This window comes from Bacillus sp. FSL L8-0358 (genome assembly GCF_038593095.1).
Taxonomy (GTDB): domain Bacteria; phylum Bacillota; class Bacilli; order Bacillales; family Bacillaceae; genus Bacillus; species Bacillus subtilis.
In genome coordinates this window covers 1,539,078-1,561,647 of record NZ_CP151962.1, presented here as the reverse complement: position 1 = coordinate 1,561,647, position 22,570 = coordinate 1,539,078, and the positions used below count along the sequence as shown (strand labels likewise).

The 22,570-nt window shown below is 43.5% G+C and carries 25 protein-coding genes; 5 read left to right on the top strand and 20 right to left on the bottom strand.

Features of this window, described 5'->3' with window-relative positions; all coding sequences use genetic code 11:
- From coaD to NYE49_RS08150, 8 genes are all read right to left on the bottom strand, one after another.
- Nucleotides 1-486, bottom strand: a complete 486-nt coding sequence (coaD, locus tag NYE49_RS08185) for a pantetheine-phosphate adenylyltransferase (RefSeq protein ID WP_003245283.1) — start codon at nucleotides 484-486, stop codon at nucleotides 1-3.
- Nucleotides 487-490: 4 nt separating this feature from the next.
- Complete coding sequence (gene rsmD / locus NYE49_RS08180) at nucleotides 491-1,045, bottom strand: 16S rRNA (guanine(966)-N(2))-methyltransferase RsmD (protein ID WP_047182572.1); 555 nt, start codon at nucleotides 1,043-1,045, stop codon at nucleotides 491-493.
- A 322-nt stretch (nucleotides 1,046-1,367) separates the two neighbouring features.
- Nucleotides 1,368-1,640 carry a YlbG family protein gene (locus NYE49_RS08175; protein ID WP_009967171.1) on the bottom strand — a complete coding sequence of 91 codons (273 nt, stop codon included), beginning with the start codon at nucleotides 1,638-1,640 and terminating at the stop codon, nucleotides 1,368-1,370.
- 54 nt (nucleotides 1,641-1,694) lie between these two features.
- The gene (ricF, locus tag NYE49_RS08170) at nucleotides 1,695-2,144 is read right to left on the bottom strand and encodes a regulatory iron-sulfur-containing complex subunit RicF (RefSeq protein WP_003221370.1); all 450 of its coding nucleotides are present in this window, start codon (nucleotides 2,142-2,144) and stop codon (nucleotides 1,695-1,697) included.
- Nucleotides 2,145-2,259: 115 nt separating this feature from the next.
- On the bottom strand, nucleotides 2,260-2,499 hold the full coding sequence (locus tag NYE49_RS08165; protein ID WP_003232231.1) for a YlbE-like family protein: 240 nt from the start codon (nucleotides 2,497-2,499) through the stop codon (nucleotides 2,260-2,262).
- A 15-nt stretch (nucleotides 2,500-2,514) separates the two neighbouring features.
- Nucleotides 2,515-2,913 carry a YlbD family protein gene (locus tag NYE49_RS08160; RefSeq protein ID WP_003232233.1) on the bottom strand — a complete coding sequence of 133 codons (399 nt, stop codon included), beginning with the start codon at nucleotides 2,911-2,913 and terminating at the stop codon, nucleotides 2,515-2,517.
- 231 nt (nucleotides 2,914-3,144) lie between these two features.
- A complete protein-coding gene (locus NYE49_RS08155) occupies nucleotides 3,145-4,185 on the bottom strand; it encodes a CAP domain-containing protein (protein WP_047182571.1) in 1,041 nt (346 codons plus the stop codon).
- A gap of 83 nt (nucleotides 4,186-4,268) precedes the next feature.
- Nucleotides 4,269-4,715 carry a CBS domain-containing protein gene (locus NYE49_RS08150; protein ID WP_003221362.1) on the bottom strand — a complete coding sequence of 149 codons (447 nt, stop codon included), beginning with the start codon at nucleotides 4,713-4,715 and terminating at the stop codon, nucleotides 4,269-4,271.
- 139 nt (nucleotides 4,716-4,854) lie between these two features.
- Between NYE49_RS08150 and NYE49_RS08145 the strand changes: the two genes are divergently transcribed.
- Entirely contained in the window at nucleotides 4,855-5,217 is a 363-nt protein-coding gene (locus NYE49_RS08145; RefSeq protein ID WP_003232238.1) for a YugN family protein, read from the top strand.
- 31 nt (nucleotides 5,218-5,248) lie between these two features.
- Here the strand turns inward: NYE49_RS08145 and ctaG are convergent, their stop codons facing one another.
- From ctaG to cyoE, 6 genes are all read right to left on the bottom strand, one after another.
- Complete coding sequence (gene ctaG, locus NYE49_RS08140; RefSeq protein WP_033883825.1) at nucleotides 5,249-6,142, bottom strand: cytochrome c oxidase assembly factor CtaG; 894 nt, start codon at nucleotides 6,140-6,142, stop codon at nucleotides 5,249-5,251.
- 27 nt (nucleotides 6,143-6,169) lie between these two features.
- Nucleotides 6,170-6,502: a cytochrome c oxidase subunit IVB gene (gene ctaF / locus NYE49_RS08135; protein WP_003232242.1), complete on the bottom strand. Its 333-nt coding sequence runs from the start codon at nucleotides 6,500-6,502 to the stop codon at nucleotides 6,170-6,172.
- Between the two features lie 2 nt (nucleotides 6,503-6,504).
- Nucleotides 6,505-7,128, bottom strand: coding sequence for a cytochrome c oxidase subunit III (gene ctaE, locus NYE49_RS08130; RefSeq protein WP_003232244.1), 624 nt, complete (start codon nucleotides 7,126-7,128; stop codon nucleotides 6,505-6,507).
- Nucleotides 7,128-8,996 (bottom strand): cytochrome c oxidase subunit I, encoded by a 1,869-nt coding sequence (gene ctaD, locus NYE49_RS08125; RefSeq protein WP_342410988.1) that lies wholly within the window; start codon nucleotides 8,994-8,996, stop codon nucleotides 7,128-7,130. The genes ctaE and ctaD overlap by 1 nt, the downstream gene beginning before the upstream one ends.
- Before the next feature lie 32 nt (nucleotides 8,997-9,028).
- Nucleotides 9,029-10,099 carry a cytochrome c oxidase subunit II gene (coxB, locus tag NYE49_RS08120; protein WP_014663859.1) on the bottom strand — a complete coding sequence of 357 codons (1,071 nt, stop codon included), beginning with the start codon at nucleotides 10,097-10,099 and terminating at the stop codon, nucleotides 9,029-9,031.
- A 239-nt stretch (nucleotides 10,100-10,338) separates the two neighbouring features.
- Entirely contained in the window at nucleotides 10,339-11,256 is a 918-nt protein-coding gene (gene cyoE, locus NYE49_RS08115) for a heme o synthase (protein ID WP_047182570.1), read from the bottom strand.
- A 354-nt stretch (nucleotides 11,257-11,610) separates the two neighbouring features.
- Here cyoE and ctaA point away from each other — a divergent pair, with 354 nt between their 5' ends.
- The gene (gene ctaA / locus NYE49_RS08110) at nucleotides 11,611-12,531 is read left to right on the top strand and encodes a heme A synthase CtaA (protein WP_015483190.1); all 921 of its coding nucleotides are present in this window, start codon (nucleotides 11,611-11,613) and stop codon (nucleotides 12,529-12,531) included.
- Between the two features lie 413 nt (nucleotides 12,532-12,944).
- Here ctaA and pyc read toward each other — a convergent pair whose 3' ends face one another.
- The 4 genes from pyc to glsA all read right to left on the bottom strand — a co-directional run bounded on the left by pyc (nucleotide 12,945) and on the right by glsA (nucleotide 19,192).
- A complete protein-coding gene (gene pyc, locus NYE49_RS08105) occupies nucleotides 12,945-16,391 on the bottom strand; it encodes a pyruvate carboxylase (RefSeq protein ID WP_047182569.1) in 3,447 nt (1,148 codons plus the stop codon).
- 74 nt (nucleotides 16,392-16,465) lie between these two features.
- Nucleotides 16,466-17,677, bottom strand: coding sequence for a cell division protein FtsW (gene ftsW / locus NYE49_RS08100; RefSeq protein WP_047182568.1), 1,212 nt, complete (start codon nucleotides 17,675-17,677; stop codon nucleotides 16,466-16,468).
- Between the two features lie 206 nt (nucleotides 17,678-17,883).
- The gene (locus tag NYE49_RS08095) at nucleotides 17,884-18,165 is read right to left on the bottom strand and encodes a YlaN family protein (RefSeq protein ID WP_003245286.1); all 282 of its coding nucleotides are present in this window, start codon (nucleotides 18,163-18,165) and stop codon (nucleotides 17,884-17,886) included.
- 97 nt (nucleotides 18,166-18,262) lie between these two features.
- On the bottom strand, nucleotides 18,263-19,192 hold the full coding sequence (gene glsA / locus NYE49_RS08090; RefSeq protein ID WP_003245206.1) for a glutaminase A: 930 nt from the start codon (nucleotides 19,190-19,192) through the stop codon (nucleotides 18,263-18,265).
- Between the two features lie 102 nt (nucleotides 19,193-19,294).
- On the opposite strand from glsA, the gene NYE49_RS08085 reads away from it, so the two are divergent.
- Entirely contained in the window at nucleotides 19,295-19,780 is a 486-nt protein-coding gene (locus NYE49_RS08085) for a hypothetical protein (RefSeq protein WP_015383578.1), read from the top strand.
- A gap of 2 nt (nucleotides 19,781-19,782) precedes the next feature.
- On the opposite strand, the gene NYE49_RS08080 is transcribed toward NYE49_RS08085, so the two are convergent.
- On the bottom strand, nucleotides 19,783-21,111 hold the full coding sequence (locus tag NYE49_RS08080; RefSeq protein ID WP_003245272.1) for a PhoH family protein: 1,329 nt from the start codon (nucleotides 21,109-21,111) through the stop codon (nucleotides 19,783-19,785).
- A gap of 154 nt (nucleotides 21,112-21,265) precedes the next feature.
- Here NYE49_RS08080 and NYE49_RS08075 point away from each other — a divergent pair, with 154 nt between their 5' ends.
- Together NYE49_RS08075 and NYE49_RS08070 are read left to right on the top strand one after the other, a co-directional pair.
- The gene (locus NYE49_RS08075) at nucleotides 21,266-21,895 is read left to right on the top strand and encodes a YhcN/YlaJ family sporulation lipoprotein (RefSeq protein ID WP_003232269.1); all 630 of its coding nucleotides are present in this window, start codon (nucleotides 21,266-21,268) and stop codon (nucleotides 21,893-21,895) included.
- Nucleotides 21,896-21,977: 82 nt separating this feature from the next.
- On the top strand, nucleotides 21,978-22,187 hold the full coding sequence (locus tag NYE49_RS08070) for a YlaI family protein (RefSeq protein WP_003232271.1): 210 nt from the start codon (nucleotides 21,978-21,980) through the stop codon (nucleotides 22,185-22,187).
- A 55-nt stretch (nucleotides 22,188-22,242) separates the two neighbouring features.
- On the opposite strand, the gene NYE49_RS08065 is transcribed toward NYE49_RS08070, so the two are convergent.
- Nucleotides 22,243-22,560 (bottom strand): YlaH-like family protein, encoded by a 318-nt coding sequence (locus NYE49_RS08065; protein WP_003232274.1) that lies wholly within the window; start codon nucleotides 22,558-22,560, stop codon nucleotides 22,243-22,245.
- Nucleotides 22,561-22,570: the final 10 nt, after the last annotated feature.

Genomic DNA, 22,570 nt, shown 5'->3' with positions numbered 1-22,570 from the left:
TCATCCTTGTCTGAATTTTTGCTGAAGCGCCAGCTCTACTTCCGGCGGTACAAACTCTGATACCGAGCCGTTGTATCTCGCCACTTCTTTTACGATGCTTGAACTTAGAAACGAATATTGATTGTTTGTCATCATAAAAAACGTCTCAATAGATTCATCAAGCACACGGTTTACTGATGTCCCCTGCATCTCGTATTCAAAATCGGATACAGCTCTCAAGCCTCTTAAAATCGCTTTCGCATTTTTTCTTTTTGCATAATCAATTAACAGGCCTTGCGATGTTTCAACTGTTATGTTCGGAATGTCTTTTGTCACTTCTCTCAGAAGCTCACACCGTTCTTCCACACTGAACAAAGGCTTTTTTGAAGAATTATTCAGCACACATACATACACTTGTTCAAAAATATGCGCCCCGCGTTTGATGATGTCCAAATGCCCGTAGGTCACCGGATCAAAACTGCCGGGACAGACAGCTATACTCGCCACCTCACTACCCCCTCTTTTTATAAATCGCCACACCTGTTAACCCATAGGTTTCTTTTCTTGTCATCACAAGATCTCCTACGGTTTCGGGAAGCTCGACCTCTCTGTCATGCTCAGCGACGATAAAGCCGTCTTCTTCCAGCATTTGATATTCGTCAATCATCGTTAAAAGCGCGTTCAGCTTTTGTTCCTTATACGGCGGATCGAGAAAAATTCCGCGAAAGCCGGTTTCTCTTTTAGCAGCAGCGTGCAAAGCACGTTCCGCATCATTGCGGTATACCTGTGCATGTTTTGTAAGCTCCAGCGTTTTCAAATTAGATTTTACCGTTTGAATCGCTTTAAAATCACGGTCAACGAATATACAATGCTCAAACCCGCGTGAAAGCGCTTCGATTCCAAGACCTCCGCTCCCTGCGAATAAGTCAAGTCCCCTGCCCCCGTCAAAATAAGGGCCGATCATATTGAAAATGGATTCCTTCACTTTGTCGGTTGTCGGTCTTGTTGATGTTCCGGGTACAGCCTTTAGTGAACGGCCTTTTTTTGATCCAGAAATTACTCTCATGTTCCACACCACTTTTTCTAAAAGCTATTTTGTTTCTTTATTCGGCCGGACGCCGCTATGTACATAGAAAAAAATCAATCCTATCTTAACATAAAGCATTCTTCCAAACAATGAACGCTAATCTTGATAAACAGGTGTATAGGCGGCATGATCCTTGTCCATACTATAAGCAACAGCATCTAGAGGATGTTGTTGCCAACCGCGGAGAAGACTTACGTTTCCCCATAAGTTCTTCCTCCGGTTTCTCCTCTCCCTTTGCCTTCTCCTTAACATATTAAGGAATAGAAGGACCCCGCAGATGCCTGCGGGGATTTTTTTATAGCTATATGCCGATTTTATAATCGTATTCTTTTGCCTTATCAAGCTTTGACTCGAATTCCAATTTTAAAAACGGTTTATAAGAAGGCTCCACTTTTTTCACAAATGAGTAAGACGCAATCTTGTCCATTGTTTTTTCAATTTGGTCCATATCACAGTACAGTACGACATATTTTAATCGTTTTGATACATAGTGCACATTCCCGAACTTCCTCAGCATTTTGCTCTGCTTTAGGGAGTGCAGATACACAACCATGCCCTGGCGCCTATTCTCCAATACAATCACCTGCCTGTTTTCTCTTATATGTAAAAGACGAGACGGCCAGTCTCGTCAGGACACTTTACATCCGCAGCTTCCACCTGAACCGCAGCCGCCTCCGCATGAAGACAAACCGTCAAAATAAGGGTTCCCAGTCGGAACTTTCACATGCTCCGAAACAGCTGTCCCAATCTCAACGCTGACCTCATCAAGAATAGACTGGAGCTCATTTTCAGCTCTCTTGAAGTCAGCCACCTTATCGTTCAGGTCCAGCTCACGTTTGATCTCCCTCATTTTCCGGGATATTTCTCTATAGTCAGGATGATATTTGCCAAAACGCTGTACATCCTCATACTGCTCTTTTATTTTGATAAAAGAACGAATAATCCGACCTGCCTCTTCATCTTCCTGGAGACGCTTGTAACAATTGCGGTAGTTCTCAGCCGTCTCCGACTGCAGAATCATCTCGGCAAGCTGCTGAGCTTCACTTTGAAGCCGCACGGATTCCATCGTCGCATACATAACATGCACCTCCAGTTGTTAGTTTACCATGAAACCAGCCAATTGGAAAATGCTTAACCGCAGCCGTATACAAAACCTTATGTCCGCATGAAAAAAGACCCTTTTTCGGGGCCTTTTAATCTTTTGTCCGCATCGCTTGAAACATTTGCATCATCATTTGCGCCATTTGAATCCCGTTCGTAAACTGATTCACCCGATGCGGAATGGTTTTTTCATAAAAATTCATCATTTCAAGCTGAAAGGAGGACAGATCATCCGGTTTTCTTGAAAGCCTGCGGTACCATATCGGCTGTTCTCTGATGAATCGTTTCCGTTCTTCGTTTGCTAAAATATATTCCTGAACCTCTTTGCGCATATGAGCTCCCCTTTTTTAATCCTTTCGAAAAGAAAAAGGATGCTGTCCAGAGCCTGGCTGAGAATGCTTCTGTCCGCTTCCGGAAAATGTATTAAGAAGGCTTTGCAACGATGAGATCGACTGGCTCATTTTATTGATTTGTTCGTTCATTTGATTGACATCCATCTTTTTCACCGCTGTCACCATTTTCGAGACAAAATCATTTTTTTGCGGTGTTTCAGGCACAGCTTCAGAAGCTTCTTCCGGTTCCCGATAAGGATCCCAAATCGGGTCGCTCTCCCCGAAGAGGACCCAATTTTCATATACGTCCTGCCAGCTTCTTTGTTCTTTGCGCACTTCTTTTATCAGCTTGGGATGCTTCTTGACGAATTGTTTAAAGTCATTGATTGAATGATTGGCATGTTGATTCGCCACAATCCTCACCCCCTCCGAAAATCGTTACCTACTACAATGTATCGTTTTGTCGGGCATTGTGTTCGCCTATATTCATTCCCAAATGAATTTTTAGCGATATCCCTATACACTGGTGAAAAAGCCTGATTGAAGGGATGGGAAACGGCCTTATCTGTAAGCTATCAGCACATTCATTCAGACCAGCTTGTATGGAAATAGAAAAAGCCGGGAACCATTCGTCCGCGGCTTTCATTACCATCGCTTAATAAAATTTTGGGTGTAATATTTCCGGTCTACTCCGACACCAAGATGCGTATAATCTGAATTCAGAAGCGCTTTTCGATGGCCTTCGCTATTCAGCCAGCCTTCTACAGCAGCCGGACCGTCCACATAATTGTATGCGATATTTTCTCCCGCTTGCTGAAAGTCAACATGCCCTTCTTCTAAGCGGTCTTTCAGCGAGCCGTATTTTTTAGAGACATGGGAGAAATAATTATTTTCCTTCATATCCTCACTATGTCCAAATGCCACTTCCGCCGTTGGCTGATCCCACTCAAGCTTCGCAAGTCCATGTTTAACGCGTATGACATTCGTCAAATCAAGGATTTGCTTTTCGCTCGTTGTTTGGATCTTTTTCCATTTCTCATCTGAAACGACTTTCGGTTTAATTAATTCCCCGCGGTACACTACCTCATAAGGTCTTTGCTTTACAAAGGTTTGCGCATCAAACGCCCTGATGCTGGATAGCTTCCCCTCAAATTTGTCCATATACAGCTGGACATACATCTTTCCTACCTTTACAGTCGGTCTTGTATTGATATCTTCTTCAGAAAATTCAAACCGATAGGAATTTCCTTTATACTCTACATTCACAAATGGTGCCACCTGGGTGGTCTTGAATACTTCGCCAGTTGATTCTCCAATTTTGAAAGGCTTGGCGTTAATATCATTACCCGCCGCGAATAATGTGACCACTTTATTGTTTAATACCCCGATTTGGATATATTGATCCTTACCTTGATTGTATACCCACCAATCGTAATCATAAGCCGAAGGGTCAATACGTTCAGGTTCCCCAAGCTTTTTCGTTACTTCATCGGCGGGCTTGCCCATGAAGGACAATAACCCTGAAGTCGGCATATGTATTCGTTTGCCGCTTTGCGCTTCCTCATTCGACACCTGAGGCTCGCTGTCATTTGATTTCTTTTCAGGAACAGATCCATATTGAATAAACAGAACATAGGTTCCGCAGATGATCAAAAGGATAACCATTGCTCTCAATATATTTTTCAATCTATCACCCCCGTGGCGATTCACAATCTCTTGTTTACATCCCATTACAATACAGCCTATTTAACATGTCAAAGATTTATGTGTTAATGAAAAAAGCCTTCTTCTCTATTATCACCCTCGGAAATATCCGATAAGGCGCTGCCGGCACGTTCATTCGTTTGCTCAGATAAAGAAAGATCACCAAGCGTGACAATTCCAGTCAGTTTTTTATTTTTTGTAACTGGTATCCTTCTGAGCTGATGCGATGCCATCAAATGAAGAACCTCATCGACTGAAGCATCTTCCTCCACACTGACAGGTTTTTCGGTCATCGCGTCAGTGATTTTTTGCGAGTTCGGTTTTTTGATGGCGATTCCTCTTAATACGAGATCGCGGTCGGTTACGATGCCGACCAATGTTTCCCCGTCCTCATCAACTACCGGAATCGCTCCTACATTTGCGTCCTTCATCTTTACAGCAGCTTCATATACATTATCTAATACCGTGCAATATTGCAAGTCGGCTGTCATCAGATCTTTTATTTTTGTCATCCGTTTAACCTCCTTTAGTCTAGTGCTATTGTCGTCAAAATTTAATTTTTGCATACTTTCAAAAGAAGAAGATTCATTGAAAGTTTAACGCTTTCATACTATGATTGTCAGGAAAGGTAATTTTTATAAGGAGGGGTCAGTGTTGAAGTTTACTGAAAGCGGACTTGAAGGGGTTAAGGCTGAGCTCAGCTGGCTAGACGACTTAATGGAAAGCAAAGGTCTTATCAGAGCGGGTCAATGGGATTACGAGAGAGTCACCTATGACAAGAAGTTTTCGACGATTGAGGGTACGTTTTACCTGCGGATACAAGGCATTGCGGCAGAAGGCGATGTCGGAAGCGGGCGCGCCGTGATTCAATTAATGTCCCCTCTCCTAGGAAAGCATTACTACCCTCATGGAGTAGAATATGGAGAAACGGAAGAGTTTCCCGTACAGGTTGTGACAAAAAGCAAGGCACTGATTCAGGACATAGCCAACATGTTAAAAACAGTTCAAATGTAACGAAAAGGTACAGCATATTTCGCTGTACCTTTTATGATATCGTCTGCTGAATATACGGCGGCTCCTCCTGCCCGTCCTTTTCCCTTTCTTTCTTCACCCATTGGAAAAAAATAATGGCCAAAAAAGTACCGTACACAATTTCCTGAATGATTTTCATCATGACTGCTCCGAGCTGCTGATCCTCTAACAAAGGCAGTGTATTCAACATCTCTGGCCCTGTTAATGGGACCTGCCCCATCATATCCGCTGGCACACAAAGCCTCATTGCCTCAGCCCATAAAGCCGGATCTGTATAGGTGGCGTATAACGGTGCACCGCTGAACATGATCAAGGCGCAAGCAGGTGTGAGCAGCATACCGTCCGCCATAATATAACCCAGCTTCATCAAGCCGCTGAGCTGCCGTAGACGCTCAACCTTATGAACAAGCGGCCACCACATGAAGAACGCAAGCACAAAGATAAGCCAAGTGATTAATGTATGGTAAAACGGATCCGTTTTGACAGTATCAAATATAAGCGGTACATGATATAAAGAAAAAATGCCGTTAAACAAAAGCAAAGCAATTAAAGGCGTTGTAAAAAAGGAAAAAACCGGTTTGATTGAAGGCCTGAAAATGATTTTTTCCCAGAGCCATGCAGGAATTCCCGCGATTAACAGCGGCGGGACAACCAAATACAGGACGGCCATCTGCACCATATGTGCGCTGAACATAATATGTCCGAGCAGATCAACCGGGCTTCCCTCGGCTGCATATAAAAACAGCATCGCCGACAGAAAGCATACCATCTCTTTACCAGTTATTCGATTTGGCTTTGAAGACATTCGCCTGTAAAAATAGAGATAAAGCGCCGTAATGCCTAACAGGATACAAAAAAGATAAGGGCTCCACATCGCGCGAAACCCGAATATCTCCAACTGATTCATTTCTTCACCTCCGGCGGCTGTTTCAAATTACCACCATATAATTGTCACAAACGCAAGCACAGTGATAAACGCGACAAACACCCCTGAATACAAAAACAGTGCCGGCGCCTCATGCCCTTTCTGATTCATATGCATGAAATAATACAGCTGAAAGATGACTTGAATTGCAGCTAGCAAAATAATGAAAGGAATCGTAAACCAGCTGCCGACACCGTCCGTGGCCACAGTCAGAAATGCAACAATCGTAAGACCGATCATTAAACCAAAAGACAGGACTTGATATTTCATCTCTCGGGCATGCTTTTTTTTCTTAAATTCAAGGTCGCTATTGATATGCCCTCTGCTTTTTTTATCGACCATGTTTATCCCACCATCCCCATTAAATATACAACGGTAAAGATGAAGACCCACACGACATCAATAAAGTGCCAATAAAGGCTGGCAACGTAAAACTTAGGCGCCGTATACAGATTCAGCCCTCTCTTGGCATTGCGGATCATAAGCGTGCTGATCCACATAAGCCCAAATGCCACGTGGGCGCCGTGTGTACCGACAAGCGTGTAAAACGCAGAACCAAGGGCAGAGCTTGTGATGGTAAAGCCAAATTCATGGGTGTAATGCTTGAACTCATAGATTTCCAGTCCTAAAAAGCCCGCCCCCAATAAAATCGTAATTCCCAGCCAAAGCTGCATCTTGCCGAAGGAAAAGTTCTTCATGTGGTACATCGCGTACACACTCGTTAAACTGCTCGTTAATAGAAGCATTGTGGCAATGAATACAAGTGTCACATCGAACATTTCCGTCGTAGGCGGATCACCGGCATTTGAATTCCGAAGCGCAAGAAACGTGGCGAAGAGAGACGCAAACAGAACAGTCTCTCCGCCAAGAAAAAGCCAAAAGCCTAAAAATTTATTTTTCCCTTCCAGGGTTACTTTTTCAGGAGAAGCTGGAAAGGTTTCTGCGGTGAATTTTTCTTGAACTTGCATTATGCCTTCACCCCTTTATCATCGTTCGGCAGTTCCTCTTTATGAATATGATAACCGTGATCATCAATTACTGAACGAAGCAGCATCGTAATAAATGTGATGCCGAGCCCGATAAAGATCACCGGCAGACCCCAAGCGTAATCACTTCTGTACAGCAGCCCGAACGCTGCGACAAAAAGACCGAAAGAAATGATGAGCGGCAGGATTGAGCCGTTTGGCATATGAATATCATCAACCGGTTCCGCCGGCGTCATTGATTTGTGCCCTGCCTGCTTCTCGATCCAAAGCGGATCAAGTCCTCTGACAAAAGGAAGCTGTTTAAAGTTATACTGCGGCGGCGGTGAAGAAACGGTCCATTCCAGCGTACGTCCGTCATGCCATGGATCAGCACCTACATATTCACCTTTTACCGATGTCCATATGACATTGACCAGCAGAAGAATAACAGCTGCCGCCATAAAAAACGCCCCGATTGTACTGATCAAGTTGCCGGTTTCCAGACCCTGTCCTGGCAAAAACGTATAAACCCGACGCGGCATCCCCATTAAGCCGACAAAATGCTGAATGAAAAACGTGAGGTGAAAGCCGATAAAAAACAATACAAATGAAATTTTCCCCATCGTTTCATGCAGAATTTTACCGAACATTTTCGGCCACCAGAAATGAACACCGGCTAAAAGGCCGAATACAACACCGCCAATAATGACGTAGTGGAAGTGCGCAACCACAAAATACGTATCATGGAACTGATAATCAGCAGCTGCTGCTGCCAGCATGACTCCCGTCACACCGCCGAGCACAAAGGATGGGATAAATGAAACAGCATACAGCATAGCGGTTGTATACTTCACATTTCCTCCCCAAATCGTCAACAGCCAGTTAAAAATCTTAATCCCGGTCGGAATCGCGATAGCCATTGTTGCAACCGCAAAAATCGCATTTGCAATCGGGCCGAGACCAGTCGTGAACATGTGGTGCACCCAAACCATAAAGCCCAGAAAGCCGATGAGCACGATTGCAAAAACCATTGAAGAATAGCCAAACAAACGCTTTCTGGCGAACACAGGGATGACCTCAGAAAAAATACCGAATGCAGGCAAAATTAGGATATAAACCTCCGGGTGGCCGAAGATCCAAAATAAATGTTCCCAAATGACCGTATTTCCGCCAAGCTCCGGGTTAAAGAAATTGGTTCCGAACAGTCGATCCAGCATCATGAGAGCCAATCCAACCGTAAGCGGCGGAAACGCGAACAAAATCAATGCCGAGGCCACAAATGTCGTCCATGTAAACAAAGGCAGCCTCATATACGTCATGCCCGGAGCCCTCATGTTGATAATCGTGGCCAAAAAGTTAATCCCGGCTATCAGCGTCCCGAGCCCCGATATTTGGAGTCCGAGGACGAAAAAGTCTATGCCGTGCCCTTTAGAATGAAGCGAAAGTGAGGCATATGACGTCCAGCCCGCATCTGGCGCTCCGCCCAAAAACCAGCTTAGATTTAAGAAAATGCCCCCGAAAAAGAAGAGCCAAAAACCAAGCGCGTTTAAAAATGGAAACGAAACGTCCCGAGCCCCGATCTGCAAAGGCACAACCGCATTCATCAAGGCAAATAAGAGCGGCATCGCAGCCAGAAAGATCATCGTCGTTCCGTGCATAGTCATTACTTCATTGTACGCTTGAGCACTGAGAAACGCATTTTCCGGCTTTGCAAGCTGAATTCTGATAAACATCGCTTCAATTCCCCCGACAAGAAAGAAGAATCCCCCTGCCACTAAATAAAGAATCGCGATTTTTTTATGGTCCACCGTCGTCAAATAATCCCAAAGCATAGATCCGCGCGTCCGCTTTTCTGTAAGCGCATTCAACATATGTGACCTCCCCCAATATCTCCCTTTCTTCCCTACTTGCTTTCCGCTTTTAAGCCTTTTAAGTATTCATAAAGCGCATCTGTTTCGCTGTCTGAGAGCTTTGGATATGTGCCTGTCATTTTGTTCCCCGGCTTTATGCTGTCAGGGTCCTTCAGCCAAGCCTTCACATTTTCTTTGTTGGCCTCTTTCACCCCTGCCACTTTTGTCCTTTCACCGAAGGTCGCCAAGTTGGGTGCCGTTCTAGCGGCTTCTGCACGCTTATCATTCGGCTCTACCGCATGGCAGCTCAGGCAGTTTTTCTCTTTAAACAGTTCTTCACCCTGCTTAGCCAAATCGCTCTCTGCTGTAGATTTATAGTTTTTCATTTCTTTTGTCCAGCCCTGAAATTCCTTTGCAGACATTGTCTTCACCTTAAAATCCATCAGCGCATGTGAAGGGCCGCAAAGCTCTGCACACTTCCCAAAAAACATATCTCCTGCCTCTTTGCTTCGTTTTGAATCAAATGTCAGGAAGAACTTATTTTCATTATCCGTATTCGTATCAAGTTTTCCTCCAACTGAAGGAATCCAGAAGGAATGTTTTACATCAGAGGCTTTTAAATTAAAATATACACGCTGGTCTGTCGGCACAATCAGCTCCTGGCTTGTGATAATGCCGTAATCAGGGTACTCAAACTCCCACCAGTATAAATTTGCCCTAACATTGACTACAAGAGCATCCTCAGCTTTGCGGCCTTTTTTATCCATTGGTGATGTGTCCGCTAGCTCCAGCGTATATAATACAACAGGAATCACAAGAATAATGAGCAGCAAAATCGGGATCACGGTCCATGTGATTTCTAAAAATTTATTCCCCTCTACCTGTTTCGGTATCGTGTTCTCACCGACCCGTGATCTTCTGAATCTCACAATCACATAAAAGAAGATAACAGATACTACTGCAACAACAACCACCATAATCAATGTGCTGAGCACTGTCAGGTCATACTGTTTATCAGCCACCTCGCCAGCAGGCTTGAGCGTGGATAAAAAAGGTTTTCCACATCCGCTTAATAGAAGCGGCACTAAGGCTAATAATAAAATAAGACGCCAATGCTTTACCATTTCACCCAACCCCTTTTCTGGTCAATACAAAGGCGGAAAGCGGATCGAAATCTATCGCCATCCAACCTATCACCAATAAAGCACTTACATTTCCTCTTCTCTTAAATTATGAGTTTTTTTACTCAAAATGCCATCTATGTATAAAAGTAAAGCCGCCTGATTAAACAAGAGGTCAAGGCGGCATTTACTAGTTGTCATCGTTTATTTTGAAGCGATAAAACAAGCATCATATCTATTTTTTAGAAAAGCGTCAAGACAACCATGGCAACGAAATAGATTGTCATGTAGTTAAGCGAGTAAACGAACATCTGCGTTGCCCACTTCATGATATTCTTGGAGCGGAATCCCATTAAGCCAAGAATCAGCCAGCCGATATTTAACAGCAAGCCGAGAATGACAATTGGAAGACCCAGACTACCAAGGAAAAACGGAAGCGGCATCAGGCACGCAACCCACACAATAATTTGTCTTTTTGTCACTTCAAATCCGTATACGACAGGAAGCATCGGAATATTTGCAGCTCTGTAATCCTCAGTTTTCTTAATAGCCAATGCTAAGAAGTGAGGAATCTGCCAAATAAATAAAATCATGAATAACACCCATGCTACGACACCGATATTCCCTTCCACTGCCGTCCATCCAATAAGCGGCGGCACTGCACCGGAAACGCTTCCTACTACTGTGTTAATCGTATAGCGGCGTTTCGTCCATATTGTGTACAATACAACATACGTAAAGACTCCGATAAAACCGATAACAGCAGCCATGACAGTTGTCATCAGCAGCATGATCAATCCTAAAGCAACCAGCAAAATTCCAGACCATAACGCCTGACTCGGCTGAATTTTACCCGTAACCGTCGGTCTTACTTTCGTACGCTCCATAAGATGGTCAATGTCCCGGTCATACCAGTTATTGATCGCGCAGGAGCCCGCAATAATCAGTGAAGACCCGATTAACGTAAGAAGAACGGTGTTTATATTGCCTAAAAAACTTAAACCGGAAATATGCAGTGCAAGCCACATTCCAGTGAAAGTCGTGATGAGGTTAGAATTGACGATCCCTATTTTAATAAGGGACAGAAAATCTTTCCATGCCGTTGTTTCTTCAATTTGTCCGTCTATAGCTGTATCATTTAAGATTCTGGAGTTAGCCATAACGTAAACCTCCCTTACAAACCTAACGCAGGAAAATAAAATAACCTGCAACTCTATCATACAAGATAACATCTTGTAAAAAAACATCCTATTAAATATTAAACGACAAACAGGAATTTATTTGTGAACTTTTTATGAATTTTACCAAAGATGAAGGCAATCTCCAAATCGTCATTGCGTTTACCTTATTTCTATCAGACCCGGCATGAATAATCAAGTGTACATTTTCCAGAAGCCGTCATTCTATTATATTTTTGTGAACAAAAGGCTCTGGGAATTGCCACAAAACACATATTCGCTTACACTTGGAACGTATATAAAATTGCAGCAGTATGTTGAGAAGGTGAATATTGTATGAATAAAGCATTAAAAGCTCTCGGTGTTCTGACGACATTTGTCATGCTAATTGTTTTAATCGGGGGTGCCCTCGTTACAAAAACAGGTTCCGGCCAAGGATGCGGCAGACAGTGGCCGCTGTGTCACGGCCGTTTTTTCCCTGAACTGAATCCGGCTTCAATTATTGAATGGAGCCACCGATTCGCAAGCGGAATCTCTATTATCCTTGTGCTAAGCCTTGCGTTTTGGTCATGGAGAAAAATCACGCCGATTTTCCGTGAAACAACGTTTCTCGCGATCATGTCAATTATCTTTTTATTTCTTCAGGCATTGCTTGGCGCATTGGCTGTCGTATTCGGTTCGAACGCGCTGATTATGGCGCTTCACTTCGGCATCTCATTAATTTCTTTTGCTTCAGTGCTTATTTTGACATTGCTCATATTTGAAGCTGATAAATCAGTCAGAACACTGGTTAAGCCGCTTCAAATCGGCAAAAAGATGCAATTTCACATGATAGGAATTTTGATATATTCCTATATCGTTGTGTATACAGGCGCATATGTAAGACACACTGAATCAAGTCTGGCATGTCCTGATGTGCCGCTGTGCAGCCCGCTGAACAATGGACTTCCGACCCAATTCCATGAATGGGTGCAAATGGGCCACAGAGCAGCAGCCTTACTGTTATTTGTATGGATTATTGTTGCCGCTGTTCATGCTATTACTTCCTATAAAGATCAAAAACAGATCTTTTGGGGATGGATCTCATGTCTTATTTTCATTACATTACAGGCACTGTCCGGTATTATGATCGTATACTCTGAACTGGCTCTGGGCTTTGCACTTGCCCACTCGTTCTTTATTGCCTGTCTGTTTGGCGTTCTATGCTACTTCTTATTATTGATTGCTCGTTTCCGTTATGAATCCAGGCAATCATAAGGACTCAAGACCAAAGCCTTAGGCGGCTTTGGTCTTTTTAATGTCTTGTTTTTTGGAACTTTATGCGTTTTAATCGCCAGCCTTCGCTGAACTTGATGATCAGTGAGCGGCTCACTTCAGTCTGTCCCTTTCTCATCGTATTATAGAAATTTCATATGGATCTATAGTCCGCGAACATAAGTATTAAAGCCTTTTGGCCATTGGAAAATCAGATAGTACTTAAAGAAATATGCATGGACTACTACAAAGCATCTAAAAAATTGGTGGTATATAAGCCTCTTTTTATTTTGGGCTTGTGACAGTACTGTATAATCTCTGAAGTCCCCTTATATCTCTTCTAACCATCTGTTTCACTCCACATTTTCTATATAAAAAACAAGAGTGTATATCATTGATATACACTCTTGTTTTTTTTATGCTTTTTCAATTTCGAGAAGCAGATCTCCCGTTTGGATCGGCTCGCCATTTTTCACATGAACCTGCTTGATTGTTCCTGAGAAAGGCGCCTGAACCGTTGTTTCCATTTTCATCGCTTCATTAATCATCAAATGATCACCTTTATTGACTTTTGTACCTGCTTCAGCCAATACCTTAATAACGGTTCCAGGCATGGAAGCTGCGATGTGGCTTGGATTTGTCCGGTCTGCTTTCAGCCTTTCCTTAACGGAAGACTTAATGCTTTCATCTTTAATGACTACTTCACGCGGCTGCCCGTTCAGTTCGAAATAAACGACGCGAGTGGCGTCAGGCTGAGGCTCACCGATTGAAATCAGCTTAACGATCAGCGTTTTGCCGCGCTCAATTTCAACTTCTATCTCTTCACCTAATGTCATACCGTAGAAGAATGTCGGTGTATCTAATACCGAAATGTCCCCGTAGCTTTCTGCCGTTTTCACATAATCAGTGAAGACTTTAGGATAAAGGGCATACGCCACAGCATCCTGATCTGAAATTTCCAAGTTATGCTGCTCTTTAAATTCCTGTTTGATCGCTTCAAATGACACCGGCTCAAGCAGTTCGCCCGGTCTGACTGTAATCGGCTCCTGCCCTTTTAAGATCAGCTTTTGCAGTTTTTCTGGGAATCCGCCATGAGGCTGGCCGATATTTCCTTTGAAAAGCTCCACGACAGAATCAGGGAAATCTAAAGATTCGCCTCTTTCGTAAACGTCTTTTTCAGTCAGATTGTTTTGCACCATGTAGAGTGCCATATCTCCGACTACTTTTGAGGAAGGCGTTACCTTGACGATGTCACCGAACATATCGTTCACGCGTCTGTACATTTCCTTGACTTCGTTCCAGCGGTCGCCAAGGCCTACTCCCTTGGCTTGCTGCTGCAGGTTGCTGTATTGACCCCCTGGCATTTCGTGCTCATAAATTTCAGTATGCGGAGACTTCATTCCGCTTTCAAATTCACTATAATATTTACGTACCGACTCCCAATATTGGGACAGCAATTCAACGCCTTGGACATTCATTTCCGGACGGCGGTCGTTGCCTTCCATCGCATGATAAAATCCGCTCGCGCTAGGCTGTGACGTTAATCCCGCCATTGAGCTGACCGCCACGTCTATGATATCAACGCCGGCTTCAACAGCTTTCGCATACATATAAATACCGTTTCCGCTCGTATCATGCGTATGAAGGTGAACCGGAATGTCGATCGTTTCTTTCAACGCAGAAACGAGTTCATATGCAGCCTGCGGTTTTAACAGCCCTGCCATATCTTTAATCCCGAGAATATGGGCTCCGGCCGCCTCAAGCTCCTTCGCCATCGATGTATAATAAGCAAGATCGTACTTCGTCCGGTTCTTGTCAAGGATATCTCCCGTATAACAAATCGCAGCTTCTGCCACTTTTCCGGTATCCCGAACGGCATCAATGGCTAACGTCATCCCTTTTACCCAGTTTAAGCTGTCGAAAATACGAAACACATCAATACCGGATTGAGCTGATTGCTTCACAAATTCTTTAATCACATTGTCCGGATAATTCGTATAGCCGACCGCATTTGATGAGCGAAGCAGCATCTGGAATAAGGTATTTGGAACTTCTTTGCGAAGATCTTCCAAACGCTTCCACGGATCTTCTTTCAGGAATCGGTAGGCTACATCAAAGGTCGCGCCTCCCCACATTTCCATACTGAATAGTTCAGGCCATAACGCAGCCGTCGGATTTGCGACTTTTTTCAAATCATGCGATCTGATTCTAGTTGCCAATAACGATTGGTGGGCATCCCTGAATGTCGTATCAGTTAAAAGGACAGATTTCTGCTCCTTAACCCAACTTGCAAGCCCTTCTGCACCTTTTTCATCGAGAATTTGCTTTGTTCCTCTGGCAGGCTGCTGATCAACGTCTACCTTTACGCTTAACGGTTTGTCAAACGCCGGTTTTTCTTTTTTCCCGATTCCGGGGAAGCCGTTTACTGTCACATTGCCGATGTAAGTGAGCATTTTCGTTCCGCGGTCTTTTTGTTTAGGGAAATTAAATAATTCAGGCGTTGTATCAATGAAAGACGTATCATATTGCCCTGTCAGGAACTTCTCATGTTTTGCAACGTTCTCAAGGAACGGAATATTCGTTTTTATGCCTCTGATTCTAAACTCCTGAAGGTTTCGCACCATTTTGGCAGCTGCCTGTTCAAACGTTAAAGCCCAAGTTGAAAGCTTAACGAGAAGTGAATCATAGTATGGTGTGATCACGGCGCCCTGGAAGCTGTTTCCGGTATCAAGACGGACACCAAAACCGCCGCCTGAGCGGTAAGCCATAATTTTTCCTGTATCAGGCATGAAATCATTTTGCGGATCTTCAGTCGTAACCCGTGACTGAATGGCATAGCCGATTGTAAAAATGTCCTTTTGCTCAGGAATATTTACTTTTTTGCTGTGAAGGCTGTGCCCTTGGGCAACAAGGATCTGAGTTTGAACAATATCGACACCAGTAATCATTTCTGTTATCGTGTGTTCAACTTGTACGCGAGGGTTTACTTCAATAAAGTAGAACTCGTTGTTTGCAACAAGGAATTCGACCGTCCCCGCATTTATATAGTTTACATTTTTGGCAAGCGCAACTGCCGCCTCACAAATTTGGTCCCTTAATTCAGGTGACAGCGAGACACTCGGCGCCACTTCAATGACTTTTTGATGGCGTCTTTGAACGGAGCAATCCCTCTCAAAAAGATGGACGACATTTCCCTGCTTGTCTCCAATGACCTGAACCTCAATATGTTTCGGATTCTCAATTAATTTTTCTACATAAACTTCATCATTGCCAAAAGCTGCTTTCGCCTCTGATTTAGCACGCTCATATGCTTCTTTAACTTCACTTTCAGATCTGACAATCCGCATACCGCGGCCGCCGCCGCCAAGCGAGGCTTTAATGATGATCGGATAACCGTTAGCTTGTCCAAATTGTTCGACGGCTTCAAGCGTTTCGGCAGGACCGTCGCTTCCGGGAATCACGGGGATTCCCGCTTTTTCTGCCTGCTCACGCGCTTTTACCTTGTCACCAAACATATCGAGATGCTCGGATTTTGGCCCTATGAATACGATGCCTTCTTCTTCACATCGTCTCGCAAAGTGAATATTTTCAGATAAGAAACCGTATCCCGGATGAATCGCATCGACTTTGTTTCTTTTCGCAATATCAATGATACCTTCAATGTCCAGGTAAGCATCAATCGGTTTTTTCCCTTCACCGACCAAGTATGCTTCATCCGCTTTGTACCGATGGTAGGAACCGGAATCTTCTTTTGAATAGACCGCAACTGTACGAATATTCAACTCGGTACACGCCCGGAATATTCGGATTGCAATTTCTCCCCTGTTTGCTACTAATACTTTTTGTATCGATTGCTGAGACAAACTTTTCTCCCCCTTACCCGAATGGAATATAATCTATCATAGCGGAATATCCTTCCCCTGTACACACTTGTTTTTTACTGATAAACAGTTTTTTTGAGCTGTTTCTTTTTCATTCCCTTCGGCGCCAAGGGCTCTCTCTTTTTCTTATTCTCTGAATATTTCACAAACATGCTGATATTCGCTAATATCCCCATACTCCCCAGCAGCAGCACCAAAGAAGAGCCCCCGTAACTGATAAATGGCAGCGTAACCCCTGTAATCGGAATTAATCCGCTGACACCGCCAAGGTTAATAAACGACTGGATGGCAATCATGCTTGAAATGCCGATCGCCAGAAGACTTCCAAACGGGTCCTCGCATTTTCTGGCAATATAAAAACCTTTTATGACGACAAAACCCAATAAGAAAATCACAAACAATACCCCAAAAATGCCGAGCTCTTCAGCAATGACAGCCATAATAAAGTCAGTGTGTGATTCAGGCAGATATCCGTATTTTTGGATACTTTCACCGAGCCCCAGGCCGAAAATACCGCCTGAGCTGATCGCATAATAAGAATTGATCACTTGCAAACCTGATGAATTTGCATACTTAAATGGGTCTTCAAGACTCTCAAAACGCGCCAAACGGCCTTCAGTTAAAATTTTGTCCTGATACAAATAGATAATCGGGCTGACTAAAATGAAAACAATTCCGCCCAGTATCACAAGCCTCACCAGCGTCTTTCCGCTGAAGCCGGAGCACAAGATCATGCACGTCGCAATTAACCCTATAATCATGGCTGTACCGAAATCTGGCTGCATGGCAATTAACCCGCAAATTATAAGCGTCATGACTACCGGAGGGGCTACTCCCGTTAACAGATGGTCGATATAACTTTGTTTTTTTGCATATACGGCTGCAAGGTATAAAATCACGACCAGTTTCACAAACTCCCCCGGCTGAATACTCATTCCGCCGATTTTAAACCAGCTCTGCGCGTTTCCGGCAACATGCCCGAAAACAAACAGTGAGATAAGCGCAAGAACAGATACAAGCAGTATCCCCTTCTGAAACTTTTGATGGGCCAGTGCTTTATAAGGAAACAACGCCATGAGAATAAATAGAGCGCCACCTGCAATTAAAGCAAACAGCTGCCGCATGAAGAAAAAGTTACTGCTTACTCCGTATCGAGAGACAGCTGTAATCATGCTTGAGCTGTATACCATCACTAAACCGAATCCGCATAATAATACGATTGCGAATATCAGTGAGTAATCATAAGATTTTAGCATTTTTTTTAACATAACATCCTCTTCCCTGCTTCTAACTTCCATTATCTATGGTTTATATGTATTTATCTTTTTTTATTTTACTACAATTTATCAAACGAGACGAAGAATCTCTATACGATTCGGAAGGAATGTGTAAAAAAAGACCGTCTTTTATGAGATGAGAGAAAAATAGCGGTTATAAAAAAACCCAAACTGTTAATTAGTTTGAGTTTTATCATTTATTTAGCTGTAAACGCGTCATGCAAAGCAGACAATTCGCGCTCCAATGTGTATAAAAGGTCTTTACCGTCTTTTTCATCAACCAATCCCAGGCGGACAGCAAAATCGATTTCCCTCGAAAGCCCGAACATTTGAGTATCTAAAACCTCTTCATATAGAGGACATTGAGGCATCGTTAAGTTATCCATTTGTACTCGGATCAGCTTCAAAATCTTCTCAGCGTCCACTTTTAAGAGTTCAAAAGCTTTTTGCCGATGGTCAACTATCATCTCTGAAGCCAAAAGTATCCCTCCGTTCCCCAGGCGAGTACCTAATTCTTCTATTTATCATAAAGGGTATCAACAGAAAATGCAAGAGGATTTAAGCATATGACATAAATTAAAAAATACTCAGCCTGTACATCTCAGACATTATTTCCAAAAGCTTTACACCTGCAATGCTGTTCCCTTTTTCGTCTAATGCGGGGCCGAATATGCCGATCCCGAAATCGTAAGGCGAAATGCCCATAATCCCGCCGGATACGCCGCTTTTCGCAGGAATTCCGACCTTAATTGCGAATTCCCCGCTTGCATTGTACATTCCGCACGTCACCATAAACGTTTTGCAAATTCTAGCGACATCTTTTGAGATGACTTGCTCCCCAGTCTCTGGATGTCTGCCGTTCAATGCAAATACAGATCCGATTTTCGCTAAATCCAAGCTATTCATCTCAATCGCGCATTGCTTCGTGTATAAATCCATTACTGCTTCTACATCATCTTCAAAAATGCCGTACTGCTTCATATAATAACACATCGCCCGATTAATCATTGAAGTGCTGTATTCAGATTCAGCCACTTCCCGGCAGTATGTAATCTCTTGGTTGTTTGTCAGCCTTCTGATAAAAGAAAGCAAATAATCAAGTCTCTCTTTCACCGTTCTTCCTCTTATCAGACTTGTCACTACCAATGCCCCGGCATTAATCATAGGGTTTAACGGCTTGCTCGGATTCACTGTTTCAAGCTTGATAATTGAATTAAACGGATCACCGGTCGGCTCCTGTCCAACATAACTGAAGACCTTATCTTTGCCGTATTCCATTAACACCAAAGCAAGGGAAAGGACTTTCGATATACTTTGAAGCGTAAATGTTTTTTCTACGTCACCTGCTGACAGACAAACATTATTGGAATAATAAATCGCCACTGACAGGTCGTGTTTATCAGCTTTTGCCAAGGCGGGAATATAGCTGGCTACCTCCCCCTTGTCTGTTACTTTTTTCGCCTTTTTCACTAAGGCTTCAAGCTCATCATTATGCTGGCATACCATGCAAACACCCTCGTTCCCTCAGCATTTCAATACACATAATTTGTACACAAAGTGACAATTCATGCGAAAACTTTTATAATTTTGAGAGAAGGGGGTCATATCATGAGCGTTATCCAAGTAAAAGGCAATGTTACATATCCAATTACCATTGATCCAAGCGTATGGATTTTTGATGATCGCAAATTTTCGTTTGACCGCAAAGGGGACAGTCAAGACACATATTTACAATCAGCCGGGGATGAATCCGACCTTGATCCGGAACGCGTCATCAGAGAGGGGCGAATCGCCCCGCCTACATTAAAGACGGAAAAGCAATATGAGAAGCAAAAACTGATGAACGGCAGTTTCGCAATGAGACTTGGGACTGTCCTGAAAAATGCTGAGCCGAACAGCTCTGCGACACAATGTGTATTTGTCACAAGTTCGGGAAAGGCCGCCGTTTCTCTGGAAACCGCTCTGAACAGTATTGTCCATTTCAGTGAGGCAGGCAAGCCGATTCAAGAAGGCGGCCCCGTGCATATTTACTTTGAAGACCCGATTCATCACAAACAGCCGATTACCGACGTAAAAGAGATCGAAATTATTTAATGTTACAGCAAATCAGCTGCGAGCTGGGCGAGACCTGATCTCTCACCTTTTAACAGCTTCACGCTGCCTGAGATGGGTTGTCCTTTAAACCGCTCAACCACATAGGCTAAACCATTGTTCAGACTGTCTAAATATGGGTGATCAATTTGTTCAGGGTCACCCATTAAGACAATTTTACTGCCCTCACCGACTCTCGTCAGCAAAGTTTTCACCTCATGCCTGGTCAAATTTTGCGCTTCATCAATGATAATAAATTGATCTGGAATGCTTCTCCCTCTGATATAAGTCAGCGCCTCTACCTGAATTGAGCCAATTCCCGCCAAAATAGCATCAAGCTCCCCTGGTTTTTTCGCATTAAACAGAAACTCTAAGTTGTCAAAAATCGGCTGCATCCAAGGCTTTAGCTTTTCCTCTTTTTCGCCTGGCAAATACCCGATGTCCTTGCCAACAGGAACAATCGGCCTTGCGACGACCAGCTTTTTATATATTCCCAAGTCTTCTGTCTGTAATAGCCCTGCCGCCAAAGCTAAGAGCGTTTTTCCGGTTCCCGCTTTTCCGATCAGGGTGACAAGCGGAATATCTTCCCGCAGCAAAAGCTCTAATGCCATTGTCTGCTGTACATTTTTCGGCCTGATTCCCCATATATGTTCATCATCAAATACGAGTCTTTTTAATACCGTTCCGGTTTTATCTGCAATTCCGACTGCCGAGGAGGACCCTCCTAGCTCATCCTTCATTAAAGCAAACTGATTCGGATAAAACGCATGCTGTTTCACATCGTTTACTGAAATTTGATTTTTTCCGTAAAAAGAGCTGAACAGCTGCTGGCTGATATATAAATCTTTATAGCCGCTGTACATTTCATCATTGTCCACAACCCGGTCATTCAAGAAATCTTCAGCAAGCAGTCCGATTGCGTCGGCTTTAACCCTGACCAGTACATCCTTACTGACGAGGATAACCGGCCTGCCATTTTCCTTGGTTTCTTCCTCGAGGCTCAAGTTTTTCGCAACGGCTAATATGCGATTATCGTTCGTCTTTTCAATAAAGATCTCTTGCAGCTGGTGAAACGAACGATGATTCAGTTCAATTCTCAGTGTGCCGCCGGTGTCAAGCGGGACATGCTCATGCAGCCTGCCCTTTTGTCTTAGCGCATCGATTAGCTTAGATACGTGCCTTGCATTCCTCCCAACTTCGTCCATATACCGTTTTTTTGAATCAACCTCTTCTAAAACGACAGCAGGGATGACAACCTCATTTTCTTCAAAAGAAAATATCGCGTTAGGATCCTGTAATAACACATTCGTATCTAACACATAAATTTTACTCAAGTCTCAGCCTCCTGATATAAGGGTCAAAGTTCTTCCTGCTTCTCTTTTGATGAAAAAGGTGAATGCCTGCTAAAATATATGTTTTTGTGCATAAAGATAGAAGGTTAATTCAACAATAAAATTAATGAAAGCATTTCAAGGAGGGAACCCGCAAGTGCGAATTCTTTTCATTATCATACAGCTGACACTTATCCTGTCCGCTTGTGCCTATCAACAAGGAAAACAGGGCCAGAATGTTGAAAAAGAATCAACAAGACAGCAGGAGACTAAACCGATTCACGTAAAGGACACAACTCAAGAAACAAAAGACAATGGAACAAGAACGGATATTGCCAAGCATCTTGTCAGCGTTGCTGAAAAAAACCCCGACGTCAAGGATGCAACAGCCGTTGTGCTGGGAGGTTATGCTGTTGTTGGGATTGATGTCGATGATACTTTGGACAGAAGCAAAGTGGAAACCATTAAATATTCTGTAGCCCAGGCGCTAAAGAATGATCGATATGGCGCCAACGCAGTAGTCATTGCTGATCCCGATACGGTCAGCCGCCTTCGCGAAATGAGCAGAGAAATCAGCGAGGGCCATCCGGTAACAGGTATATTGGATGAATTAGCTGCAATTGTCGGCCGAGTGCTTCCCGAAGTGCCTAACGATGTGATTGACAATGAAGACGAACCGCAAACAAAGCAGCAAAATGACCAATTAAATAGAAAACAGCAACAGGAAATGGAGAAGGAGCAAAACGATCAATCTGATCATCATATGAAAAAGAACAACAATGACTAAGCTATAGCCTTGCGCTTTAGCTTTTTCTTATTTTGGACAGCTTCTGATCCGTGGTATAATACATGTTAGTGAAAGAGGTGATATGATGAGGGTCAAATGTTCTATTTGCGATAAAATTGAAACAATTGATGATGATACCCTGATCGCGAAACGGCTTCGAAACCGCCCGATCCATACATATATGTGCCAGGAATGCCACGATCGGATTGCCAAAAAAACAGAGGAACGGCTGAAAACGGGAAAATTTACTTTTCACCCGGGACAGCAGAAAAAAGAAAAAGTCAAAAAATAAAGCGGCCGCTTAACCATACAGAACACAAAAAAGACTCAGCTTTCAGCTGAGTCTTTTATGATTTTGCAGACTGTCCTTTTTTCGACTGATACAGCCGGATTTTGTAAATGATTAAAATCAGCGCAGCGACGACCAATCCTTCTGCCACGGGCAAAAACACCCCTAAAAAAGTCAAAACAGTGCAGCCCAACGCCAAAAATACATACACCACTGCAGATTTTAATACAGGAAGCCGTTTAGCAAATCCAAGCTTAAATACAATAACGGCCAACACAAAAATCGTGCCGTACAGCAGCCACATGCCTGCCGCAGGCTGCCGGTCTACTTGATATAGAGCGGCGAAGAACGACAGACGTTCGCTTACGTCATTCAAAAAGATTCCC